The 23,527-nt window shown below is 39.0% G+C and carries 23 protein-coding genes; 12 read left to right on the top strand and 11 right to left on the bottom strand.

The genetic code is table 11. The annotated features are described in order from the left end of the window. Positions 1 to 111 precede the first annotated feature (111 nt). Both AC1D0K_RS00880 and AC1D0K_RS00875 read left to right on the top strand, forming a co-directional pair. The gene (locus AC1D0K_RS00880) at positions 112 to 288 is read left to right on the top strand and encodes a hypothetical protein (protein WP_477398473.1); all 177 of its coding nucleotides are present in this window, start codon (positions 112 to 114) and stop codon (positions 286 to 288) included. Positions 289 to 311: 23 nt separating this feature from the next. Next, the gene (locus tag AC1D0K_RS00875; RefSeq protein WP_477398475.1) at positions 312 to 902 is read left to right on the top strand and encodes a Crp/Fnr family transcriptional regulator; all 591 of its coding nucleotides are present in this window, start codon (positions 312 to 314) and stop codon (positions 900 to 902) included. A gap of 7 nt (positions 903 to 909) precedes the next feature. On the opposite strand, the gene AC1D0K_RS00870 is transcribed toward AC1D0K_RS00875, so the two are convergent. Further along, the gene (locus AC1D0K_RS00870; RefSeq protein ID WP_477398477.1) at positions 910 to 1,206 is read right to left on the bottom strand and encodes a YciI family protein; all 297 of its coding nucleotides are present in this window, start codon (positions 1,204 to 1,206) and stop codon (positions 910 to 912) included. 88 nt (positions 1,207 to 1,294) lie between these two features. Here AC1D0K_RS00870 and AC1D0K_RS00865 point away from each other — a divergent pair, with 88 nt between their 5' ends. Continuing rightward, complete coding sequence (locus AC1D0K_RS00865; RefSeq protein ID WP_477398479.1) at positions 1,295 to 1,876, top strand: N-acetyltransferase family protein; 582 nt, start codon at positions 1,295 to 1,297, stop codon at positions 1,874 to 1,876. Between the two features lie 27 nt (positions 1,877 to 1,903). Here AC1D0K_RS00865 and AC1D0K_RS00860 read toward each other — a convergent pair whose 3' ends face one another. Continuing rightward, the gene (locus AC1D0K_RS00860) at positions 1,904 to 2,914 is read right to left on the bottom strand and encodes a fatty acid desaturase (RefSeq protein ID WP_477398481.1); all 1,011 of its coding nucleotides are present in this window, start codon (positions 2,912 to 2,914) and stop codon (positions 1,904 to 1,906) included. Positions 2,915 to 3,233: 319 nt separating this feature from the next. Here AC1D0K_RS00860 and AC1D0K_RS00855 point away from each other — a divergent pair, with 319 nt between their 5' ends. From AC1D0K_RS00855 to AC1D0K_RS00845, 3 genes are all read left to right on the top strand, one after another. Next, positions 3,234 to 3,764: an OmpA family protein gene (locus AC1D0K_RS00855; RefSeq protein ID WP_477398483.1), complete on the top strand. Its 531-nt coding sequence runs from the start codon at positions 3,234 to 3,236 to the stop codon at positions 3,762 to 3,764. Between the two features lie 131 nt (positions 3,765 to 3,895). Next, complete coding sequence (locus tag AC1D0K_RS00850) at positions 3,896 to 5,563, top strand: ATP-binding cassette domain-containing protein (protein ID WP_477398485.1); 1,668 nt, start codon at positions 3,896 to 3,898, stop codon at positions 5,561 to 5,563. Then, positions 5,556 to 6,611, top strand: a complete 1,056-nt coding sequence (locus tag AC1D0K_RS00845) for a glycosyltransferase (protein ID WP_477443127.1) — start codon at positions 5,556 to 5,558, stop codon at positions 6,609 to 6,611. Before AC1D0K_RS00850 ends, AC1D0K_RS00845 begins: the two co-directional genes overlap by 8 nt. On the opposite strand, the gene AC1D0K_RS00840 is transcribed toward AC1D0K_RS00845, so the two are convergent. Genes AC1D0K_RS00840 through AC1D0K_RS00830 form a run of 3 tightly spaced genes read right to left on the bottom strand, consistent with a single transcriptional unit; the run spans position 6,597 to position 9,621 of the window. Continuing rightward, positions 6,597 to 7,709 (bottom strand): glycosyltransferase family 4 protein, encoded by a 1,113-nt coding sequence (locus AC1D0K_RS00840; protein ID WP_477443125.1) that lies wholly within the window; start codon positions 7,707 to 7,709, stop codon positions 6,597 to 6,599. The two genes, AC1D0K_RS00845 and AC1D0K_RS00840, sit on opposite strands and share 15 nt — an antisense overlap. A 2-nt stretch (positions 7,710 to 7,711) precedes the next feature. After that, complete coding sequence (locus AC1D0K_RS00835) at positions 7,712 to 8,881, bottom strand: amidohydrolase family protein (RefSeq protein WP_477443123.1); 1,170 nt, start codon at positions 8,879 to 8,881, stop codon at positions 7,712 to 7,714. Beyond that, positions 8,878 to 9,621: a class I SAM-dependent methyltransferase gene (locus tag AC1D0K_RS00830; RefSeq protein WP_477398493.1), complete on the bottom strand. Its 744-nt coding sequence runs from the start codon at positions 9,619 to 9,621 to the stop codon at positions 8,878 to 8,880. Before AC1D0K_RS00830 ends, AC1D0K_RS00835 begins: the two co-directional genes overlap by 4 nt. Positions 9,622 to 9,807: 186 nt before the next feature. Here AC1D0K_RS00830 and AC1D0K_RS00825 point away from each other — a divergent pair, with 186 nt between their 5' ends. From AC1D0K_RS00825 to AC1D0K_RS00800, 6 genes are read left to right on the top strand one after another with little or no spacing between them, the layout of a single operon-like run. Then, positions 9,808 to 11,307, top strand: a complete 1,500-nt coding sequence (locus AC1D0K_RS00825; protein WP_477443121.1) for a B12-binding domain-containing radical SAM protein — start codon at positions 9,808 to 9,810, stop codon at positions 11,305 to 11,307. Positions 11,308 to 11,319: 12 nt separating this feature from the next. Continuing rightward, on the top strand, positions 11,320 to 12,069 hold the full coding sequence (locus AC1D0K_RS00820) for a class I SAM-dependent methyltransferase (RefSeq protein WP_477394710.1): 750 nt from the start codon (positions 11,320 to 11,322) through the stop codon (positions 12,067 to 12,069). Then, positions 12,015 to 13,121, top strand: a complete 1,107-nt coding sequence (locus AC1D0K_RS00815; RefSeq protein WP_477394708.1) for a radical SAM protein — start codon at positions 12,015 to 12,017, stop codon at positions 13,119 to 13,121. The genes AC1D0K_RS00820 and AC1D0K_RS00815 overlap by 55 nt, the downstream gene beginning before the upstream one ends. Before the next feature lie 4 nt (positions 13,122 to 13,125). Next, on the top strand, positions 13,126 to 14,598 hold the full coding sequence (locus AC1D0K_RS00810; protein WP_477394706.1) for a B12-binding domain-containing radical SAM protein: 1,473 nt from the start codon (positions 13,126 to 13,128) through the stop codon (positions 14,596 to 14,598). Then, positions 14,595 to 15,410, top strand: a complete 816-nt coding sequence (locus AC1D0K_RS00805; protein ID WP_477394704.1) for a class I SAM-dependent methyltransferase — start codon at positions 14,595 to 14,597, stop codon at positions 15,408 to 15,410. Before AC1D0K_RS00810 ends, AC1D0K_RS00805 begins: the two co-directional genes overlap by 4 nt. A gap of 53 nt (positions 15,411 to 15,463) precedes the next feature. Continuing rightward, positions 15,464 to 16,324: a DMT family transporter gene (locus tag AC1D0K_RS00800; RefSeq protein ID WP_477394702.1), complete on the top strand. Its 861-nt coding sequence runs from the start codon at positions 15,464 to 15,466 to the stop codon at positions 16,322 to 16,324. A gap of 47 nt (positions 16,325 to 16,371) precedes the next feature. On the opposite strand, the gene AC1D0K_RS00795 is transcribed toward AC1D0K_RS00800, so the two are convergent. Genes AC1D0K_RS00795 through AC1D0K_RS00770 form a run of 6 tightly spaced genes read right to left on the bottom strand, consistent with a single transcriptional unit; the run spans position 16,372 to position 23,482 of the window. After that, positions 16,372 to 17,337 (bottom strand): hypothetical protein, encoded by a 966-nt coding sequence (locus AC1D0K_RS00795; RefSeq protein WP_295718634.1) that lies wholly within the window; start codon positions 17,335 to 17,337, stop codon positions 16,372 to 16,374. 5 nt (positions 17,338 to 17,342) lie between these two features. Next, entirely contained in the window at positions 17,343 to 18,659 is a 1,317-nt protein-coding gene (locus AC1D0K_RS00790; RefSeq protein ID WP_477394700.1) for an O-antigen ligase family protein, read from the bottom strand. Then, the gene (locus AC1D0K_RS00785) at positions 18,622 to 19,764 is read right to left on the bottom strand and encodes a DUF1972 domain-containing protein (protein ID WP_477394698.1); all 1,143 of its coding nucleotides are present in this window, start codon (positions 19,762 to 19,764) and stop codon (positions 18,622 to 18,624) included. Before AC1D0K_RS00785 ends, AC1D0K_RS00790 begins: the two co-directional genes overlap by 38 nt. Position 19,765: 1 nt before the next feature. After that, complete coding sequence (locus AC1D0K_RS00780) at positions 19,766 to 20,836, bottom strand: glycosyltransferase family 4 protein (RefSeq protein ID WP_477394696.1); 1,071 nt, start codon at positions 20,834 to 20,836, stop codon at positions 19,766 to 19,768. Continuing rightward, complete coding sequence (locus tag AC1D0K_RS00775; protein ID WP_477394694.1) at positions 20,833 to 21,801, bottom strand: glycosyltransferase family 2 protein; 969 nt, start codon at positions 21,799 to 21,801, stop codon at positions 20,833 to 20,835. Before AC1D0K_RS00775 ends, AC1D0K_RS00780 begins: the two co-directional genes overlap by 4 nt. After that, a complete protein-coding gene (locus AC1D0K_RS00770) occupies positions 21,791 to 23,482 on the bottom strand; it encodes a hypothetical protein (RefSeq protein ID WP_477394692.1) in 1,692 nt (563 codons plus the stop codon). Before AC1D0K_RS00770 ends, AC1D0K_RS00775 begins: the two co-directional genes overlap by 11 nt. Positions 23,483 to 23,527 lie beyond the last annotated feature (45 nt).

The following is a 23,527-nucleotide window of genomic DNA, read 5'->3' as shown; positions in this document are numbered from 1 at the left end:
AAACAACGGAATTAATCGCCCCGGAGTTTTACCTAAACAGCCCTCAACCAATCATTATGTTTAATATTCAGGCAATTACAACTAATACGGTTGTAGCTAAAAATTTAATTTATGATGATTGCTGTATTGATGATCCTTATATTTTTATGCGTGTTGATAGTACCATTGCGCGGCCCTTCAAAAAACATTAACGCCAAACTCACCAAGCCAACAAACCTGTCTAAATATATGGTTAACAAAGATGGCTGGCTTGAAAAGATAAATGAACATAAAGAGCAAGAACGATAATTTTTTTTGCTGATGGTTTATAAATGATTGAAATTTGGACCATGCCCAATAAACTTATTTCGTTTCTATCTTTATTTAAGCATCTATCAGTAGATGATCAGGAGCTTATTACAAACACATTTGAAGCCAGAACATTTGATGAAGGCGATTACCTTTTTAAAGGTGACAGGGTTTGTCAGCAGTTATTTTTTATTGTTGAAGGGGTATTGCGTATTATGGTCAGAAATGAAAAAGGGAATGAGGTTACCCATTATTTTTTAAAGGAAAATCAGTTTTGCACCATATTAAAGAGTTTTATTAATCAGGTACCTGCTCATGAAAGTATCCAGGCGGCTTGTAAAGCAACAGTATTGGTTGTTACACATGCCAACCTGATGGCTCTGTACCTTCGGGTGCCATATTTAAAAAGCCTGATAGATGAAATAATACAACAGGCTTTGGTTGAAAAGATCAATGTAAGAAATATCTATTTGGGACAGGATTCAACTACCCGTTACAAGCTTTTTATGATGAGGCAGGCTGATATTGCACTGCGTGTTCCGCTGAATGATATTGCTTCCTATTTAGGCATCACGCCGCAATCCCTTAGCCGTATCAGGAAAAATATTCGCTGATATCTAACTACTTTGAAGGGGTAACGGCCATCATGCGGTGATACTCATATTTGGCAAAACTGGTAACCGGGTCGCCTGCTATTATGTTTTTTAACTGCTCCTCGTCATCAACGGCAAATATCCCCAGACCATAAATTCCTGCAGGATCCATTACCGGCCCAAATACAAGTATGATGCCCTTATCCATAAAATCCCGGTTGTAGGCAATGTGTTGTTGCATAATGGCGCGCTCACTATCGGTTATATCGTTTGGAAAAGTGGGGCGGGGCGATAATAATTTAACCGCAAAATGTAATTTTTCCATGTTTTTGATTTATTGAACAAGATAGTGATAAAGGTAAATTTATTTATGCTTGCGCAAATACTCATAAAATAAGACATTTGCCCATAGCATGGATATAAATAACCTATCAGAAATAACTTTTCAAGCAGCAACGTCAATTGAGCATTTTGAGCAAATAGTTCAGTTACAAAATCAAAATTTGTACAAAAGTCTGAGCACCGAGCAGCAGGAACAACAAGGCTTCGTATTTGCCGAGCATACCGTACCCTTATTACAAATAATGGCAGCTCAAATACCACAGGTTATAGCGTTATATAAAAACAAAGTAATAGGTTATAACCTGGCGATGACTGCCGCCATGGAAAATGAATTGCCAAGCCTTGCACCCATGTTTAGGGAGTTTCATAAAAACCAGTACCTGGGCAAACCTTTAATAGATTACAAATTTTTTGTAGGCGGTCAGGTTTGTGTAGATAAAGATTTTCGTGGCCTGGGTTTATTAAGCAAACTTTACAACGCAACGGCGAATGAAGTGGAAGAAGATTATGAACTTTGCATAACAGAAGTAGCTGTAAGAAACACCAAATCATTAAAGATTCACCAAAAAATGGGATTTGAAGTTGTGAGTACACATAACGACGGATTAGAAGACTGGAATGTGGTGGTGTGGGATATAAAAAACAGTGCATGATAAATTGATAAATCATATAAACGCTGTTTATACAAATTCCCTTTCCCGCTTCATAGCTTCGGCCATTTTTATACCCTGCTTGCGTACCTGCTCACTACGTACATAACGTTTATCGGCGCCTAAATTGGGTTGGGTGATGAATTCATAAAACATCCTTGTCCACGAGTGGGTTGAATCCAGGTGCTGATAAAACTCTTTGGTAATCTTATAATACTTTGGTAAGTGCCGGCCGGGGATATTCATGATATCGTGATGCTCGTTATGGTAACCTACATTAAAGCATACCAGGTTTAGCCATCCGTAATAGGAGTTAGTTTCCTGCCCTTCCTGAAAAATAAAGTGTTCATGAATAAAATGCCCTGCCGCGGGATGAAGGCTGAATCCCCATAAAGTTGAGAGGAACAGATAAATGATGGCTATCTTCCCAAGAAATACCCAGATTATTATGTCGGTAATAATTAATGTGATGATATTAGCCCATTCCCATCGCGTAGGTTTAGTATCAAATCCCCGCACTAAAAAAAGAAAGAAAATATAAAAAAACAACCAAAAAAACTTCATGATGCCCGATTTGCCTACCATTTTAACTTCCCAGTGGCTGGGGAAGTCGTTATCTATCTCCTCGATGCCTAAATGGGAGTGGTGTTTCATATGATGGGTTCTGAAAGCGATAGCTCCAGGTACCAAAACCGGGATATTAGCAAATATGGCAAGCGCTTTATTCTGGGCAGGTGTTTTAAGCATCAGGTTATGGGCCATTTCATGTACGGCCATTGCCGACCAATGGTTCATAGTACCACCAACCACATACGATAACAGGATTATTTGCCACCAGTAGCCACTAAATGAGGGAAACCACACGCTTACACCCCAGGCAAAACAAAGTTGCCCGGCTACAATAAAAAATGTAAGCACAGCCGCCCAGGGATCATATCCCATCAACTGTCTTACTTCGGGATATTTCTTTAATACTTCTATCCGCCGCAAAAAATGAATATCAGGTGTTTGAATGTTTTCAAAAGGGGAGTTACTTTTCATAACGATATGTTTTAGGCTATGCTAAATAACATAAATTCTTCAACCCAATCCGCAGTGCTGGTACTCAATTTAACCACGTATAAATACTTAATTACCCACATCAATAACACGGTTTTAACCGTAATTACTGCAAAAACTTTTAAGGCGCCTTAAATGGATAAATACTTATCACAACATTTTTCCGTTCTAATTCACAGCAAAGAATAACGACATCTACCAAAAAAATGTCACGATATTCCTTTATTTATAGATACGTTATAGCAGTTTAGGCTGAATAACGATTATTTTTTTATGTTTACCAAAAAAATCAATCTTAGTTATGAGAGTTTTAAAAACCCTTTTATTTCCTATACTTATTGCATTAGTTGCGCTGATTTTTCCTGCTTGTAAAGCCAAGAAATTAGCCGAAAAACCAGCACCGGTTGAAACCGAAAAAATGTATGCCCCGGCTCCAAAACCAACACCGCCGCCTGCACCGGCCCCTGCGCAAACACCGCCGCCGCCACCTGCAAAGCCAAACTATAATTTCAGCAATATTCAGTTTGAATTTAACTCAGCTGTTTTAAAAACAGCTTCATACCAGGCATTAGATAAGGCTGTGGCAGAAATGAAGAAAGATGCAACAGTAAAATTTGTATTAAATGGTAATTCATCTGCCGAAGGCACAGATCAGCGTAATATGGAACTATCTGTTGAAAGAGCCAACTCAGTTAAAACATACCTTGTAAACAGCGGTATAAGTGCCGATAATTTAAGTGTTAAAGGTTATGGCGAAAGCAAACCAGTTGCCGATAACTCAACCGAAGAGGGAAGAGTTTTAAACAGACGCGTAGAGATAAAGCTTAACTAATAAGCTTAAAACACTTATCATAAAATAAAGCACCGGCAGTTTAAAACCGGTGCTTTATAGTTTATAACAGGCAACCATTATGCTTTAATATTCGTTAATGTTTAAAGTAGTAACAAACTTTATCGGGCGATTTGAAGCATATTTTTAAGGGGATCCTAACCCTGCTAAATACTAAAGAAAAAAACAAGTTGTGCAGGCTCATCCTGCTCGATCTGTTTATTAGTGTATTGGATATTCTATTTTTAGGATTACTGCTAATCGTTATCGGCTTTTACACATCCGGGAAGCCCGACAAACACTATTTTATTCCAGGCGCATGGTTCAACCAGGATTCTATCCTGCTCATCGGCTTGTTCCTGGTGCTGTATTGTTTTAAAAACTGGATGGGATACCTTATCCTTCGTTTTCAACATCACTTTTTTTACGGTGTAGCAACGCGCTTATCCAAAAGGAATATTTTGCATTATCTTAAGGATGACTATATAAAATTTGTAAATGTTGATTCATCGGTGCATATCCGGCAGATAAGTCAACAACCTATTGAGTTTAGTCATTATATACTAAACAACGTTCAACAGATCATATCGCAAAGCATCCTCATTTTATTTACTGTCGGCGCAATTTTATTTTACCAGCCCCTGTTGTTTTTATTGTTACTGACGTTTTTAGTACCTCCAATAATTATTTTGGCCTATTTTATAAAACGAAAATCAAAACAGGTACGCGAACATACCAAAGTAACCAGCGAAAAAAGTATCCAATATTTACAGGAATCGCTATCCGGCTTTGTAGAAAGCAATATTTATAATACAAGTGATTTTTTGGCCGATAGGTATAACAACTATCAACAGCAATTAAATAATAACATTGCCTCACAACAAACCCTGCAGGGCTTACCGTCAAGACTGGTGGAAGTGTTTGCCATATTTGGTTTTTTTATTTTGATTTTCATTAATAAGTTTTCGGCTCATGGGCCAATAGTAGGTATCCTTACTATTGGCGTGTTCATGGCCGCGGCTTATAAAATTATTCCCGGTATCATTAAAATATTGAACAGTGCCGGGCAAATTAAAACTTATGAGTTTACTTTAAATGATCTATTGGCTGTTAAAGAAACAATTGTATCTGCCGATCTGCTCAATATTGTTCAACCCATAAATTCTATCCGTTTTAATAATATCCGTTTTAGCTATAAAGAACAGACCGTATTAAACGGTATTAGTTTTGAGGTTTGCTCAGGCGATTTTGTAGGCTTTTCGGCCGCATCAGGTACTGGCAAAACTACAATCATAAATTTAATTCTAGGATTTTTAACTCCCGAATCCGGCTACATAGATATAAATGGCAGACCTGCAAATACCATAAAAAGACAACATTACTGGAAAAAGATTGCCTACGTAAAACAACAAACTTTCTTCATTCATGATACCATCCTTAAAAACATTACCCTTACCGATAAACAACATGACCCCGAAAAGCTGGCCGAGGTAATATCCTTTTGCGGGCTTGAACCATTATTAGCTGGCTATGCCGAAGGGATAAATAAAGTGATTCGTGAAAACGGTAAAAATCTAAGTGGAGGTCAACGCCAGCGCATTACACTTGCAAGGGCATTGTATCATGATTTTGATGTATTGATATTAGATGAGCCTTTTGGCGAAATGGACCAACAAGCCGAAGAGGCTATCCTTGATCGGTTAAAACTCCTAATTGCCGAGGGTAAAATCATATTATTTATTACGCATAACACCGCAAGTTTAAACCACTGTAACAAAATAATTCCCCTGGTAAATGAATAAGCCCAAAGCATTGGTAATATTGAGTCCCGGTTTTCCTGCGGATAGTAATGATACTACCTGTATACCACCGATGCAGGTTTTTGTAAAAGCTTTAAAGCAACATAATCCGCAACTGCATATTATAGTGATTAGCTTTCAATATCCCTTCACCGCTTCACGATATCACTGGTATGGGGTGGAAGTTATAGCAATTGCGGGCAAAGGCAAGGGACAGTTATTCAGGTTAATTACCTGGAGGCGTGTATGGCAAACTCTAAAAAAGCTTCATAATCAGTATGAACTCAGCGGACTGTTAAGCTTTTGGATGGGCGAATGCGCCTATATTGGCGACCGCTTTGCCAAAAAATACAGTTTATTGCATTACGCATGGTTGCTTGGTCAGGATGCAAAAGCCGGCAACGAATACGTAAACCGGATAAAACCTAAAGGAGAATCATTAATAGCTATATCTGATAGCCTGGCACGGGAGTTCAGGATAAATTATGGAATAGAACCTGCATATACCATTCCCACGGGCGTCGACACCACACTTTTTAATACGGAATCAGTTGATAGGGATATTGATATTATGGGCGCAGGTTCGCTTATTCCGCTTAAGCAATACCATTTGTTTGTTAATGTTGTTAAAAGCTTAACCGCCGAGTTCCCGGACATAAAAACAGTTATCTGCGGTAAAGGCCCCCAAATGGAAAGTCTTCTAAAACAGATAAGCAAACTAAAATTGGAAAACAACATCCAGTTAATAGGTGAATTAGCACACCCCGAAGTACTTGCGTTGATGCAGCGTTCAAGAATATTTTTGCATACATCGGCATACGAGGGTTATAGTACCGTTTTAAGTGAGGCTTTATACGCAGGCTGCCATGTGGTAAGCCTTGTTAATGGGATGAATACCCGCCCCGCCCAACATCATGTTCCCGATAACGCGGAACATTTGCCGGATATAATTAAAGACTTGCTTAGCAATAAAAACCTGCTTCACGAATCAAGTTTGGCTTATCCAATTAAAACTGTGACGGCAAGGGTAGCCGCTTTATTTGGTCATTAACCGCTGGCAAATTTCAACAAGGTCATCGGCTATGGTTTTAAAGCTAAGGCATTGATTAAAGTGGGCTAAAACAGCTGCCGACATTTCTTTTGGGTTGATACTTTCAGTCTCCTTAAGTGTTTGGGCCAGCATATCTGCGTCGCCGGGCGGATATAAGAAGCCGTATTTGCCATTCGCCGTTATTTTTTGATATGGTGGAATATCAGTGACAATGGGGATACAACCACAGGCTATTGCTTCAAGCAGTGCATAACCGCTCCCTTCTTTACGACTGCCCGATATATAATAATCTGCTGCGCTAAACCAATAAGGCATAGCAGCATTAGTAACTTTCCCAACCAATACAACTGATGCTGACAATAAGCTGTTTGATGCCAGCTTTTGATCTATCCTGCTCAATAACTCGTCTGTTTGATATATCATATAAAGTTTGGCGCCGGGCTTGGCTCGCAGGTACTGTTCAAAGCCACTTAAAACCGTCATCGGATCTTTATTAGCATTTAAGTGACCCACCCAAAGAAAACTGGTCTCGCTTGTAATACCGGTATATGTTTTACTCAACTGCTTTTCAATAGTTTTAAAACCGGTTGAAGCTTCCAAAAGTTCAAATACTTTGGCATCCCGCTTTATGATATTTTTTTTCTTCCACACATCCGCATTGCCTGCCGCTGTAAAAAGAAATGCATCGGCAAGGCTGCAGGCTATTTTTTCTAAATAACCTTTTATACCTGTCGATGGTAATTCGCCATGATGCTGGATGATTAGCTTAAATTTTTGATTACAGAACAACCGAAGAAACATCACCTGAACAGGAAATACCAATCCTTGTACCAATATAATATCGGGTTTTAAAGCTTTAATAAAGCGATGGGTTTTAACAGAAACAGACCAAAATCTATTTTTCCCTCTAAAAAAATAATACGGAACATCGTCCATGATCACATGCTGTTCAAAAAACGCATGCTTAACAAAAGTAATATCGACGTGATTTTTAAGATAAGAGGCAAAAGCCAGGGCAGGAGCATGGTTTTCCCTAACCTGTTCTGGCCGGGTGTAATTTAAATGGGAGTGATAAGTAAGATCAACCAGCTTTATCAATTTTACAATATTTGATGATGTATAAATGTTCCCGGGAACACAGCGCCCGGTAAATAAGAATGAATAGACGACATAAGTTCGCCTATATTTCCCTCCACATATTTGTAAACATCTCCCAATTTAATCAAACTAAACTGCTTTCCTTTAAGTTCATTCGCCAATTTGGGCAATAAACTCTGGTCGAATAAACGAATGTTCCCCTGATGTACTATCAATTGAATATCGGCAGGTTTTGTAGCATAAAAAGCATTGTAACCTCCGGTTTGTCCTTTTGCTTTTGCAATTACCAGGTCGGCATATTTGAGGGCTGCAATTTCACCATTGTTTGTTTTCCAGACGTTTGCAGCGGTTTTATTAAGGGATAGATACAATTCCTCATTACTAAGCATTCCGGTATTTCGTGCTATGGCGATATGTTCCCAAATGTTCCAGCTACTTGTAAGGGTTGAATCGGTACCAAAAAGAATGTTCGTAAAAGGTTTCAGCTTCTGTATAGGAGCTGTTGCATTCAACAGAAAATAGTTGGATGCAGGGCACCAGACAATGGCCTTAAAATTTGGAGCCTGTTTCGAGGTCATGGCCACTGCATGAATTCCTATAAGTTCCCGGGTCAATTTATTCCAGTTGATAAGGCTGTCTATTTCCTTTTCGGCCTGTGCGTTAGTTCCCTCACCGGTATGGATCACCACAGGCAACTTTCTGTTAAGTGGATTATTTAGTTTTATTTTCCAATATTTTTCAAACGCTGCCGAATGCAGGTCGTGGGTATTTTCAAATATATTAATGAGCGAAGGCTCAACAAATAATTGTTCCCCATGATTTACCACCGTAGTAACCCCACAAAGCAAATTTTTGTACATTCCCCATAACGTACGCAGATGCTGGGGAACGTGAAGCACAGCGTTTATCTCATACTTAAACTCCTTATGAATGTATGCTCCCCATTCGGTATAATTATTATAAATGCGATTGCCTAACTGTGGAAAAAGATTAAAATCAAGATGATCATGCGAGTTGATGAGGCCAGGAAAAACAATGCAATCATCAAAGTAAAGCTGAAACTCGTCGCCGCTATTGATCACCGGGTAATTCACGTCAACGATTTTATCATTAACAATCTCCATGTCAACCACCTTTCCGCTATCAGCCAACCTCACATTACGCAGTATCATTTAATCCTTTTTAAATGAATGCCATAAATAACAGGAAAACCATAATACTTTTCATATACATGCATGGCATTTGCCTTTTCGTAAAATGGTTTCATGGAGTCATCAATTTTTATTTCCAGCTGGCTTACCACCTGAAAGTTATTTTTCAACAAAACATCTTTAATACTATATATAGGATGTACGTAGTTACGAACGGCCATTAAGGTATTGCGGTGTTTAAAAGTACGTTTGCCACCAGATGCTAACGTATGTGGATGAAAATCGGTAATAATAATATCGCTATCGGGTTTTAACATCCTGCACCAGGCCTGCAAAGCCTCTTCGATATGTTCAATATGCGCCACAGTGAGTGTTGAAACGATGATGTCAAAAGCAGCATCAGGAATATCAGCAAATGCATTGTCTTTAATCTGCCTGGTTTGTGATGATGGGTATTTATCTTTTAATTTATCAAGCATACCACCCGATACATCAAAACCTGTAACACCTGCGGGATCTTTACTGAAAATAGCGGGCCACTGCCTGCCTGTGCCACAGCCTATATCAGCTATTTGTTTGCCTTTAAAATCTATATTTTCAATAAGGTTTTCAAATAGTCTTTTGTCAAGGTGCAACATTAAATTTCCGGGCTGTTTATCATAGTCAGATGCCCACAGGTCGTAGGCTTCCACTACACTTTTTTCTATAACAGCCGGGGAGTTTATCTTGCTTTTAATATAGTTTTTGAGAGTAGTCAGCATTGTGCAGGGTTTATTATAATAACGGGCACAAAAGTGATATGGTTGCCCGTCATTTTTATTATTAAGCAGGCAACCCCTGTCAATTATGCAGCGTAGTATATTATGAATAGTTTAATGTTGATCTGGGTTAGAAGGCGATGGGTATAAAAGCTTATCGCCTTCATTTAACTGCCAAAATAAGTAAGTATGAATAAGATATTACTTTACAATCCTAAAAGTGCTATAGCCAAGCACCGCATTCCCAATTCTATTCTAAATATCGCCGCTTCTGTTGAAGGTAAATATGAATGGGTGATTGTAGATGGTAATTGTGAATCAGATCCCCTTCAAAAGATTGAAAGTTATTTAAAAACCGGCGAGTTTGGCTATCTTGGTTTTACAGTGATGCCCGGCCCTCAACTAAGGGAAGCTATTCCTCTATCAAAAAAAATAAAAGAGAAATATCCTTACACCACCATGATATGGGGAGGATACTTCCCTTCAAGTCAGCCAAAAGCGGTTTTAAGCTCGGGCTTTGTTGATTTTATCATCAACGGTCCGGGAGATAATGCTTTCCCGAGATTGATAGATGCCCTTGAAAATCATGAACCTTATGAGTTTATTAAAAACCTGATTTACAAAGCTGATGGTAAAATTACTAAAACCATTAAGGAAGACCTGCTTGATCAGGACTCATTGCCGCCATTACCTTATGATAAACTTGCCACTTTTTATCCTATAGACAGGTACCTGGGCAAAACCTATTTAGGAAAACGTACCATGGCCTATCACTCTAGTATTGGCTGCCCCTTTACCTGCTCATTTTGTGCCGTTGTGCCAATTTATGAAGCACGCTGGAAAGCAAAATCGGCCAAAACGGTTTATAAGGACGTTAAATACATTAAAGACAGGTGGGGCGCAGATGCCATTGAGTTTCATGACAATAACTTCTTTGTATCAGAAAAACGTACCGTTGAGTTTGCAAAACTGATAGAACCCGAAAATATGACATGGTGGGGGATGGCCCGTATTGACACCATGGATAAATTCAGCGACGCCTCATTGGCACAGATCCGCAAGGCTGGCTGCAAAATCATATTTTTTGGCGCCGAAAGTGGTAATAATGATATTTTGGAGCAGCTGGATAAAGGAGGGACCCAAACAGGCGAACAGATCATCCGTTTTGCCGAGCGGTTAAAAAAGTTTGATATCATCCCTGAGTATTCATTTGTTTTGGGAACACCAGCCCCAACGCCTGAAAAAGTACAGGCCCAGATAGATTTTGAAATTGATTTTATAAAAAAAGTAAAAGCTGTAAATCCGCGTACCGAGATTGTACTGTATACTTACACCCCGGTACCCACCGAAGGTTCGGAACTTTATAAACAGGTTTTGGAACAGGGTTTTGAATACCCCAAAAGTCTTGAAGATTGGATAAGTCCGGCCTGGGAAAATTTTGATCTGCGTAAAAATCCATTAACACCCTGGCTAAAACCAGAAATGATAGATAAGATCCGCAACTTTGAAACTGTGCTTAATGGCGTATATCCAACTGTAACAGATATTAAGCTTAATGATATCAAAAGAAAAGCGATCAAATTGGTATCTACCCTGCGTTATAGAACAAACCTGTATAAATATCCTTACGAAATTAAAATACTGCAACGCTTATGGGAATACCGCCAGCCAGAAATACAGGGCTTTTAATTTGTAAAAACATTGAAGACCAACGTAAATAATATTGCCCCCGATATATCCCAAGCCGCCCAGGAAGCATTTGAGGAGATGTATATTGCTGTTCGTGATAAAGAGGGTAGGTTGTATAACGATAAAGAGGTAGCCCGCTTACCCAATATAGATAAAGGGCATAGGTATTACAAAGAATGGAAAAAGAGAAAGCAATCGTCAGAACAGCTGATCACTTATCTTAAAGAAAGGCAAAAGCCACTTCATATACTGGAAGTTGGTTGCGGTAATGGCTGGCTTTCTTCAAAGCTTGCCAATATCCATAATGCCCAGGTAACCGGGCTTGATCCTAACCGGGTAGAAATTGAACAGGCACAACGCGTATTTAAAAAAAAGCCCAACCTGAAATTTATTCACGGTTCATTTGATAACAATACTTTCAACGAACCTGTAAAATTTGATGTGATCATATTTGCAGCATCAATACAATATTTCCCGTCTATAAAAGATACCATAGCTGATGCTTTTTCTTTGTTAAGTAAAACAGGGCGGGTGCACGTACTTGACACTCCTTTTTATCATACAAACGAATTAGAAATGGCTGCTAAAAGAAGTTTTGTTTATTATGATTCTCTGGGCTTTCCGCAAATGTCTCACTATTACTATCATCACCCCTTAAAACAAGTGTTGGAGCTTAAGCACAAAACGATGATCGATCCAACAACATTATGGAACAGGTTGACCAAAAAAAACATTTTTTACTGGATAATATTAAAACCCTGAATATGAGCGGGCAAACCATATTGCAAACGTTTAAGCGTTACCGCACCCTGCAAACACACAGGATATTGGCATTGCCAATTGTAATATTGATGCCGCACAGCGCCTGTAATTGCCGTTGTGTAATGTGTGATATATGGAAAGACAATAAAAACTTAAAGCAGCTTACGGCCGAAGATATCAGCGGCTTGTTAGAGTCACTTAAATCATTAGGAACCACGCAAGTGCTGATGTCGGGCGGAGAAGCTTTACTCAATAAAAACTTTTTCACATTATGCAAAATTTTGAAAGATATGGGGATTAGTGTTGTATTGCTCACTACCGGCTTATCTATAAAAAGCAATGCCGATGATATTTTAAAATACGTTAGCGAGGTAATTGTATCTATTGATGGTGATGAACCACTGCATGATGCCATCAGGAACATCCCCAATGCCTTTAAAAAACTAAAAGAGGGCGTGGAGTATATTAAGAAGCTAAACCCTGCATATCGAATTACAGGCCGTACGGTAATCCATCGCCTCAATTATCGCAATTGGGCGGCCATCATAACCGAGGCCAAAAAAATGGGACTTAACCAGGTAAGCTTTTTACCTGCCGATGTTAGCAGCCACGCTTTTAACCGCCAGCAAGCCTGGGCCGAACCTAAGCAGAACGAGATCCTGATATCGGAAAAAGAACTGCCCGAGCTTTGCGAAGTGATCAGCTATTTATTTACCGAGTTTAACCATGAATTCCACAACGGCTTCATTGCTGAAAGTAAAGAAAAGATACAGGATATATATCATTATTATGCAGCGTTTTATGGCCTAAATGAATTCCCTTTTAAAAAATGCAACGCCCCTTGGGTATCTACCGTTGTAGAAGCCGATGGAACGGTTAGGCCATGCTTTTTTTTAGAATCGATGGGAAATATCCGCGACACATCGTTAATCAATATATTGAATAGCCCGGATGCTATCGCGTTTCGCAAATCATTAAATACTTCAACAAATCCGACCTGTGTAAAATGCGTGTGCTCACTTAATCTGTCGCCATTAACACATCTATCTTAATTTTATGGACCAGTTAAATAACATATTGTTTACGCATTCCTATTTTTTGCGGTTCGACCCAAAGCAATGGGCCATGGGGCAACCATATGCCCCTTTGGGAACATTGTATGCAGCCTCAAATATGCGGATGAACAGTTACGAAGTTTCGTTTTTTGATAACATGTTTTCGCACACGGCAGAAGAGATTATACCTGTGATTGAACAAATCAAACCGGGCTTTTTTGTAATTTATGATGATGGGTTCAATTACCTCACCAAAATGTGCCTTACCAATATGCGGGAGGCTGCTTTTAAAATGTGTAAACTGGCAAAAGACCGCGGCTGCACGGTAATAGTTTCAAGCTCAGACTCCACCGATAGATATAAAGAATATTTGCAGGAAGGTGCCGACTTTGTAATAATTGGCGAAGCCGAACAAACCCTTCTTGAGCTAACAAATGCGATTAAGACTGGAGAAGATGATTTTTCACAAATACCGGGACTTGCTTATTTAAAAAACGATGCTGCATTTAAAACCGTTGCCCGCCCTGTATTAAAAAACCTGGATGCATTGCCTTTACCAGCCTGGGATTTGATTGATATTACTCCTTATAAGGAAAGCTGGGTAAAACATGCTGGGTATTTTTCCATGAACATTGGTACCACGCGCGGATGCCCCTTTAAATGTAACTGGTGCGCCAAGCCCATTTATGGCAACCGGTACAATTCACGCAGCCCAGAGAACGTGATAACCGAACTGAAACTATTGAAGAACATGTTCAACATGGATCACATATGGTTCTGTGATGATATTTTTGGATTGAAACCAGGTTGGGTTAATGAGTTTGCCAAACTTGTTCAACAGGAGGGCTTACAGTTCAAATACAAACTTCAATCCCGTGCTGACTTGCTTTTGGATGATGAAAATGTAAGCGCGCTGGCAGCCTCTGGCTGCGATAATGTTTGGATAGGGGCAGAAAGCGGTTCGCAAAAAATATTGGACGCCATGGATAAAGGCACTACCATTGACCAGATCTCTGCAGCAACACAACTGATGAAAAAACATGGGATAAAACCATCTTTTTTTATACAGTTTGGCTATCCCGGCGAAACAAAGGAAGATATTGCGCTTACCATCAACATGATTAACGATCTGTTACCGTATGAGATAGGCATATCGGTATCATACCCACTGCCCGGTACATTATTTTATGAAAAGGTAAAAGCCAACATGCAGCAAAAAACCAACTGGACAGATTCTGACGAGATGGCGCTGATGTTTAGTAATACTTTTAGTCCGGCCTATTACAAGCAGTTACATAAATATGTGCATCAGAACTATCATGCCCACCTGGCAAAATATAATCTTATCAAGCTGTTTAAAAATCCACTTAACCCCAATATAAAACGGATTAGGAAAGCGGTTTCATTGATATACCATGCCCCAGCCACCCTGATAGCCGGGTTTAAATTAAGCAAATTGGAAAAAGCGATATGAGTGAAGTCACCTTTATAGATAATGAGGCAAATGCTTCTGATGCCTTCAGCAGGCAGTCAGCTGTATTTGACGAGATTTACTCAAACAATGCCATTATTAATTATAAGAGAGCAAGGGTAAGGGATCATGTATTACAATATTTAAAGCCCGGCAGCAGGATACTCGAGCTTAACAGCGGCACGGGTGAGGATGCCCTGTTTTTTGCTAAGCAAGGTCATTACGTACATGCCACTGATATATCAACAGGGATGCAAAACATATTGGAGCGAAAATCCGCACCTTATCGGGACAATATCAGCTTTGAAACCTGCTCATTTACCCAACTTAATCAATTAAATCAAAAAGGGCCATATGATCATATTTTCTCCAATTTCGGCGGTTTAAATTGTACCGGTGAACTGGATAAGGTTTTATTATCATTTGATGCTCTTTTAAAGCCCGGAGGAAAAGTAACGATGGTTATCATTACACCATTTTGTTTATGGGAAACATTGTTAATTTTTAAGGGAAAATTTAAAACCGCATTTAGGCGTTTATTTAGCAGCGAGGGACGATTAGCACATGTTGAAGGTGCTTATTTCAAATGCTTTTATTATAGCAACTCATTTATTATAAACACTTTACAAAATTCATTTAAAGTGTTAAAATTGGAAGGTTTATGTACGATAGTGCCTCCTTCATATATAGAAGGCTTTGCAGAAAAGCATCCTAAAACTTATAAATTCCTGAAGAATAAAGAAGACAAATTAAAAAGCACATGGCCTTGGAAGCATATTGGCGATTACTTTATTATTTCATTGGAGAAAAAATAAATGACCATTATAAGCCTTGAAAAAATAACTTTGCCGGGCAAATCGCCACGCCCATGTTTAAAAAAATTATTCCTGGTTTATTGTTTAGCATGCTTTGGGCTACAGGGTCTGTTGCTGTTAAGTTAGGAATACACTCTGCAGATGCCCTGATGTTGGCCAGTATAAGATTTATAGCAACCGGATTGTTTTTTGGCCCGTACTTTGGTTTATTCAGGAAGGAACGTTTCTGGCCTTTAAAACACGAATGGAAAAGCATATTTATTTACGGCTTTTTATGCACTACCTTAACGCTGGGATCTTTTTTTGCTGCCCAACGTTACGCCTCGGCGGGTATTAGTATGCTGTTTATTGCAGTAGCTCCATTATTAATCGCTTTGTTTTCATCATTAATTTTAAAGCGAAAGCTTACACGATTTGAAGTTGTGGGCATGCTTATTGCCTTTACCGGCCTGGTACTTGCTTCTGCAACAGCATTGCCTAATGCCAGTATAAAACCTATAGGCATCTTATTGTTGACCATCTATGTACTGGCCTATGCATCAAGCAGCGTTTATTTTTCAACTTTAAATATTTCGTTACCAAATGTATCCTTTAACATCTGGCAGGTATTTGTAGGAGGGATAATACTTTTACCTTTTTGTCCCTTGTTTCATCAAAATCACATCCAGCATGTTGATCTTAACCTGTTTCTGTCTCTCTTTTGGTTAATCGTTGTACTTTCATTTATAGCCAATCAACTATGGCTCCACCTGGTAGGGCAGGATGCTGTTACAGCCGGTACCTGGCTGTATGTTACACCTGTATTTGGATATGCTTTTGGATACCTGATACTTTGCGAAAGCATTACCATTTACGCTATTGCAGGTACATTACTGGTAGTTTCGGGCCTGGTTATTTCTAAAATGAAGGGTTAAGAAAATCATCCAATATTGCCAGATAATTCAGCTGTTAATTAAGTAGATCAATTAGCCACACTGTGTTGATTTTCTTCTAATAGTTGTGCAACTTTAGCTTCAAAGCGGCTAATCAATTTAAACTGGAAGTTTGCGGGATCTGGTTTGGCAAAATGTTTGCCAGTTACCATTGCCAATACGGTGCCATGATTGTTTACTCTTTTTTGCTGCGTTTTAAGATTCCATCTATCGGCGGTAATTTTCATCAATTTATCATCCAGGCTGTCGCCAACTTTATTATTCAGTAATACCTCAAATAAACTTTTTAAAATATTCTTTTTTAATGCTTTAGCCGTTGATACCCTCATGATATGATTAGGCAGATATTTGAGTGTCCAGGCGTTTGCAGTAAAAAAATCAGCAAACGTAGTATCGCCTTGTATGGGTATTAGTGTTACTACTTCTGTGGCGGTATAAATATTTTTTTCTGCAATTTCAGGCTCGCATTCGTCAATATAATAATTCATGCAAAAGCAATGTTGCCTATTAACCAAAAAAGTTAATTTTTTGAAACAATGCATCAACGTACGTGCTATCCAGAGACGATTAGGGGCCGTAATAATAAAGAGATCAATATCAGATGCATCATCCGCATAATTTTTTGAGAGAGAGCCGGAAATGGCAATCCCACGCACATAAGGAAACCTAATTAGAAGGTTCCCAACTTTATAAGCGGTTTTTATCATCTCAAAGGCTTTTTGGTTTCCCTTGTTGCGACGCTGTACCAGGTATTGATCATTTTTAAGGCTATAATATTTATCAAAACGAAATATTAACCGGCCGCCCACTAAACAAGCCAATGCTTCATCAAACGTTTTCCACTCATATTTTACGGGCAAAAACAGGCAAACTTCCTCGCGGGTGAGTGGATAATTAAACGCATCAAAATAGGCCAGGGTAGCCAATATGTTCTTTTTAATTTCTGACACTTTATTGATGGTTAAATTTTGACTAAAAGCGGACCTGATCTGCATATATATTAGTATGACGTAACTGTTAAACGGTTGGTTGCTATCTCGTTTGAATTTTCATGTGATTTGTTTTTGCCGGCGAGGGATGATTTTTCTGAGCTATCGGAAAATAAGAAAAAAGCAAAGAAAAAGCTGTAAAACATAACACCCTTGTCCGCATCCAGCACGTTTTCGGATAAGGATACGATAGCTATTACCAGCATAAAACTGATAAAAACCAGGTCCTTTTTTTTAAAGGCCATTTTAAATCCGTAGCCCAGTGTAAGCAAATAGACAAGCAAACCCCAAACGCCCGACTTCATTATAAAACTGAGGTATTGATTATGGGAATTTAAACCTGCAAGAAACGAACTGTACATTTTAGCCTTAAAAAATTCATCATGCAGTAAGGAAACTTCTGAGCCCGAACCATAACCCATTAACGGCCGTTGCTTTATTAGTTCGACTACCACATGCCAACGGGCCAGGCGGGGATCGGTACTTTCGCCTGGTCTGGCAACAGCAAAATCATCTTTTAAACTGGTTATATACCGTTCATTGAACGATTTTCCATTTAAAACTATAACAAAGGCCAAAGTTGACAAAGCGAGCCCTACTAACATAAATGTGAGCCTTTTTTTGCCCAGGAACAGGCAATATGGAAGTGCCAGGTTAACAATCAGGAACAACACTGCCAATATAGATTTTGAACTTAATTGAATAATACCACATAACAGTATAAAGCAACAGACGCCATAAAGCAACTTTAATGATGACGCTAAGGGTTTAAACAGCAGGGTTAATAAATATACCAACCCTATTACCAGCTGAAGGGAAAAAAAGGTGGCATGCATATCAATTGGTTCCGAGAAGTTATGATTGGTAAATGCAGCTGATAATATTGTTTTTATGGGTAAATGATAGTATCTGATGGTTATAAGGGCATCGACATATAAATAAATTGTGGTTGCTGTACAAACAAGGCCAAATGCCAGCAATAAATTTGATCTGTATTTTTTAAAATCGAGGGTATTAAGAGCAAACACAACAGGAAACAACAAAGCAGGCAAGCGTAATGTTAACTCGTTAATAGCCTGGGAGCGGTAAAGGGAATAAACCGTAGCAATCAGCGATACTAAGAATACCGATTGTAATACTGCCGTTTTTACAGTAAAGACCGATACCAGCGTTCCTTTTTTAAAGTAGATAAGTGTATGAATTATAAAGCTAATCAATATAATATGGCTGTAAAACCTATCAAACGGCAGGCTTGCCATCAGCAACATGATGTGAAAGTAACTTATCTTATTAGCGTTGGTATCGCATATCAGCAACAATTGCTTCATAGTTTTTACGTTTATAGCTCTCTACAATAAATTCTTCGTATTGATCAATAACCCGCTCCCAGTTAAACTGGTATTTTATTTTGCGTAGGTTATTCATTACCATATTTTTTTCCAGATCCTTCCGTTGAACATTCTCCACCAGTTGGGTTACCTCTGCAGCATTTGAAAAATAAAACGCATCCTTATTTAATACTGATTTATTGAAAGGGTTGTTGTGCGCGGCTATTAAGGCTTCACTGGCCATGGCTTCTAAAAGAGAAGGGTTTGTACCACCAACGCTATGCCCATGGAAATACAGGTAGGAGTTGTTTTGCAACGATCTAACTTTAGGCGTATCAAAAATGGCCCCTTTGAATTGGATCCGTTCATCATTGGCAAATCTATTGGTGATGAATTTTCCAAATCGGTTATCGGTATTCCCCAAAACTTTAAAACTTTTAGTGGAGTTACTTTTATTAAAACCCTCTAATATGGTTTCGATATTGTTTTCAGGCTCCATGCGTGCCATCAGCAAAAAGTAGTCTTCTTTAACAGCTTCTGTAAAATGATATTGCTCGCGTTCAATATCAGTGAAAATATCTGCGCCATATGGAATATACTTACTATCAATGTTGTACTTATCCTTTAGGTATGATTTTATCACCATCGAATCGGCAACATAGTACTGACTGTATTGCACCGCCAGTTTTTCTGCATATTTCAGAAATTTTTGTACGGCCCTGGAATATTTTGATCTTTTCCACTCCATGCCATCCATATTGGAAATAATAGTACTGTTTTTAGGATAAAGCGGCCCCCAAACCGAGCTGCTGGTATACCCCATGAGCATTACCACATCAAAATTTCTTTTGCGGGCATCAAGCAGGCAGTTCATATCATAAATAAACTGACCGGCAGTACCTATAAGGTATTCAGGATCATAACAGTGCCTTATCTCCACACCATTCCAGTTATCCTTTGAATAGGGGTGGTTGTGCGAATTATAAACAGTTACAGCGTGGCCATGTTTTACCAGGCCGGCAGATACATATTCTGATATATGCTCAAACCCTCCGTAGTAATTCGGTATGCCCCTGGTTCCTAATATTGCTATGCGTAGTTTCATGTTATAATACAGATTGATATGCTTTTAGCGTTTGTGTTGCGGCGTGTTTCCATGTATATTTTTCAAGAATCTTATTTCTCAAATGTTTATTAACGGGTGATTGACTTGCCTTTTCTATTGCATTGAATATACTTTGTGGTGAAGCAGGGTCGCAATAAAAAGCATCATTACCAAAATATTCCCTTACATCACCCTTATCACTAATAACTACATTACAAGCCATCAGCGCAGCTTCTATTGAACTTAAGCCCGTGGTTTCAAACCAGCTGGGTAATACATGTACCCTGGCGCGGGCATAGTATTTTACCAGCTGATGCTGGGGTACCTGGTCAACAAATTCAATATTATCAGCAGCTATATCCCGGCATTCACGGTAATATGCCGCCTGGTTTGGCGCATGGCCCCCGATAAGCAGCAGGTGGTACGCGGTGTTATTTAATGCTTTAATGAGGTTCAACTGGTTTTTAATTCCTTCTATTCGCGCGGCACAAATAACCTGTTTATCATCTTTAATTACAGATTCATCATATTTAAATAAATGCTGATCTGTACCGTTTGGTATTACCATATGCTTTACTTCGCCCGGATAATTGTTCAACACACGCTGATATTCTGAATTTGAATTTGGCAGGATCATAGCCGTACGGCGTAAAATATCCATGATGCTTTTACGCTGCCCCTTCCATGTGTACGACATGCTGGCCATGCCATCACGGCCGAGCAGGAATCTTGCCATTGTTTTAACATATTCAACGCCATCAGCCGGTAGGTACCTGAGCAGCCTGCCTAAGCCTTTGCGATGTTGCTGATCATATTCACTGTAGTTGCAAAGGATAGTTGACACAACAAAAGGCTTTTCGGCCTTATAGCTGTGGTATAAAATATCGGCGGGGCGACTGAGGTTAAAAAAATGCAGCAGATCATAACTGTTGTAATTGATATGCTCATTTGCCAGTTTTATTTCGGCAGTGATGCCCATAAATGTGAGGTGACGGGCAGTTTGAACAACCTGAACAGTATCACCACCAGGGGCGGTGTACAATGTAGACCGGGTTATAAATGCTACTTTCATAACGCTGGCCCTCCCGAAATGAATTTGTGCAACCAGGAGATCATCCCCGCTGGAAAATAACTAACCGTATACAACAGGTAGTTATCTAACCTAAGCGGAGATATGCTGATGGCTCTTGCGGCATATAAACGGGCCTTTTGTGGCTGAAAATTATTGAGCAATAGTTTTTTACCACAAAGCGCATAATAAGAACCCTGCTTAATTTTAGCTGAATATTGTTTTTCGCCAATCTTAGCCAGCAAGTTACCCTCGCTGATACTTATAGCGCGGTTTTTAAGAGTAGTATATTTAATATGCCTGAATTTGCGCGGCCTCCACTTTTCATCAATAGTAACAGATTCAGGGTTGAGCCTCACTTTAATAAGTGGTTGAGCAAGATTACAAGCCTTTTGATCTTTAAGGATATTTACCCATAAAAAATGATCTTCAAAGGTATAAGCATGCTCATTATAGCCACCCTTACTGATAACCATATCTTTTTTGTAAAAAACGCAGGAATGGATGAATGGGCAAACCGAATATTTAAGCTGCTGGATCTCCTCATTATTAAATGCCGGAGGTTTATGTGTAAATAGAAAATGCCCATCCATATCAATATAATCTGCCGCCGAACCCATAACGCTGTATTCGGGATTGGCTACCATAAAGTCATATTGCAGCTGCAACCTTTCGGGGTAGCAAATATCATCGGCATCAAAACGGGCAATAAACGGTGCACGGGCATATTTTAAACCATAATTTAAGGCATTGGCTATACCTTTATTGTCCTGATATATAACCACAATACGGGGGTCATTAAATGCCCCAATCACCTCAACCGTATCATCTGTCGATCCGTCGTTAACTATCAGTAACTCAAAATCAGCAAAAGTTTGCCTCAATACAGATTCAATGGCGTCACCAATATATTTCTCTGCATTATAAGCCGGCATCAAAACCGTTATTTTGGGAATATCAAAATTCATTTGTTAACGGTTTAAGGGTTGAGTTTTCTTTTATATTAAGCAAAAGCAACAGTTCAAAAAACACCACCACTGATAGTTGTTCAATCCAGTATTCTATGAAAAAAACAGCCAGCATTAAAAGCAAAATGGGCAAACCATAAGTTAACACGCTGTGATGTTTGGCAAAAAAGCCCAGGTAGTAAATGAAAAACCCTGCAATGCCAATCAATCCATATTCGGCGAGTAGTTGATCGTAAACAGAAAAAGGACTATTGGTTAGTGAATGCAAACCAGCCCTTTTGCTAAAATAATTAAGGTACACATCAAGATGATTCACCATAAAATCATGATTGATATAAACAAATTTATGCGGATAGCCGCCTGCAAAACCAAGCCCGGTAGCCCGAAATGCCAGTTTGGATGAGAAATTCCCCATGCCAATACCAGTAATTGTATTGTTTAAATGTTTTTGCAAAAAAAAGGCAGTTTGTAAAAAACCTTTAATCTTGCCGGGCATAGTTGGAGTTGACTCCGGAGCTTCTTTACCTGAAATTGGCAGCTCCTTTTTATGTGCATCTATAAATTGAACGAGTTTTTCTTGTTCGGGGGGCGTTTGTTTACTGCTTTGATAGGAGGCCGAATTAATATCAGGTCCTTTAATGGCAATACGGCCACCATCTACTACATAAACCTTGCTCTCGGCGTTTGTGATCGCTTTATCATGTAGATGCTTTACAGTGTAAACGCTATCCATAAATATTTTAGCTATCTTTTGCCTGCGCTCATCAGCGTTCAGTACGCTATCTGGTCTAAATCTGATTTGTACGTTTGCCCATATCGAGGGCTTTGCTGCGGATACATCTTTATGAAGCAAAATCTTTACCGTATCTGTAGCGTAGTTGTTGTTTTGCGGGGATATTTTCGCCATAAAAACACCCAGGAAAACGAGGCAAACTACGATCAGGCTTTTTTGATAGCGATTGCTCCTGAAAGCAAATACCAGCAAAAATATCAGCAGGATGACAATATTGATAAAGTTACTGCCGGTAAGCAGGAGGGTAGCCATACAAACAAAAAGCATGAGCGCATTTTTACGAACCAGGAAATATATTACACCGGCAGCATTCAACACAGCATTGGTAGTTGAAGTATCAAAGGTGATCCCCCTTACATAATCGCCGGTGTTAATGAAGTATTTCTGAAGCTGGGCCTGGTAGGTATAGGGATTAATGGCATGCGTATCTAAAAATATAACAGCGAGGTTGCCTACAGAAAACAGCGCGTTTATAATGAAAAACACAATAATGGTTTGATGAATCACTGCCGGATCATTTTGCTCAACTGCCAGTTTAACCTGGTGAATGGCCAGGATACAAACAATCCAAAAACCGATGCCCGTTAAAAGCACCACTGTATAGTTAAGATTAGCGTAGTTATTACCAATAAGCCAATTGAAAACAGCTATGGCTATAACCAAAGGATAAAAAATTGGTAAACGGGAGTTTTTAAAACTGAAACCGAATTTAAAATTGAATTGCAGTAAAGTAAACAGGATGATGACCGGGATTTTAATGCCCAACTTTACATTTAAAAACAAAAGCAAAAAGGCAAGTAGCTTTAAATCCACCTTGTTTTTTATCTTCTCATTAAAATAAAAAATCGCTTTGTCAATCAACATTTCCCTGGGTTTTCTTAAAGTCATTACGACCTCAAAATGGGATTGGTTGCCTGTATAAACCTTGAAAAC

It is taken from the genome of Mucilaginibacter sp. P1_A3 (assembly GCF_056406855.1).
The sequence above is the reverse complement of the archived record's forward strand: the minus strand, read 5'-3'. Positions and strand labels throughout refer to the sequence as shown.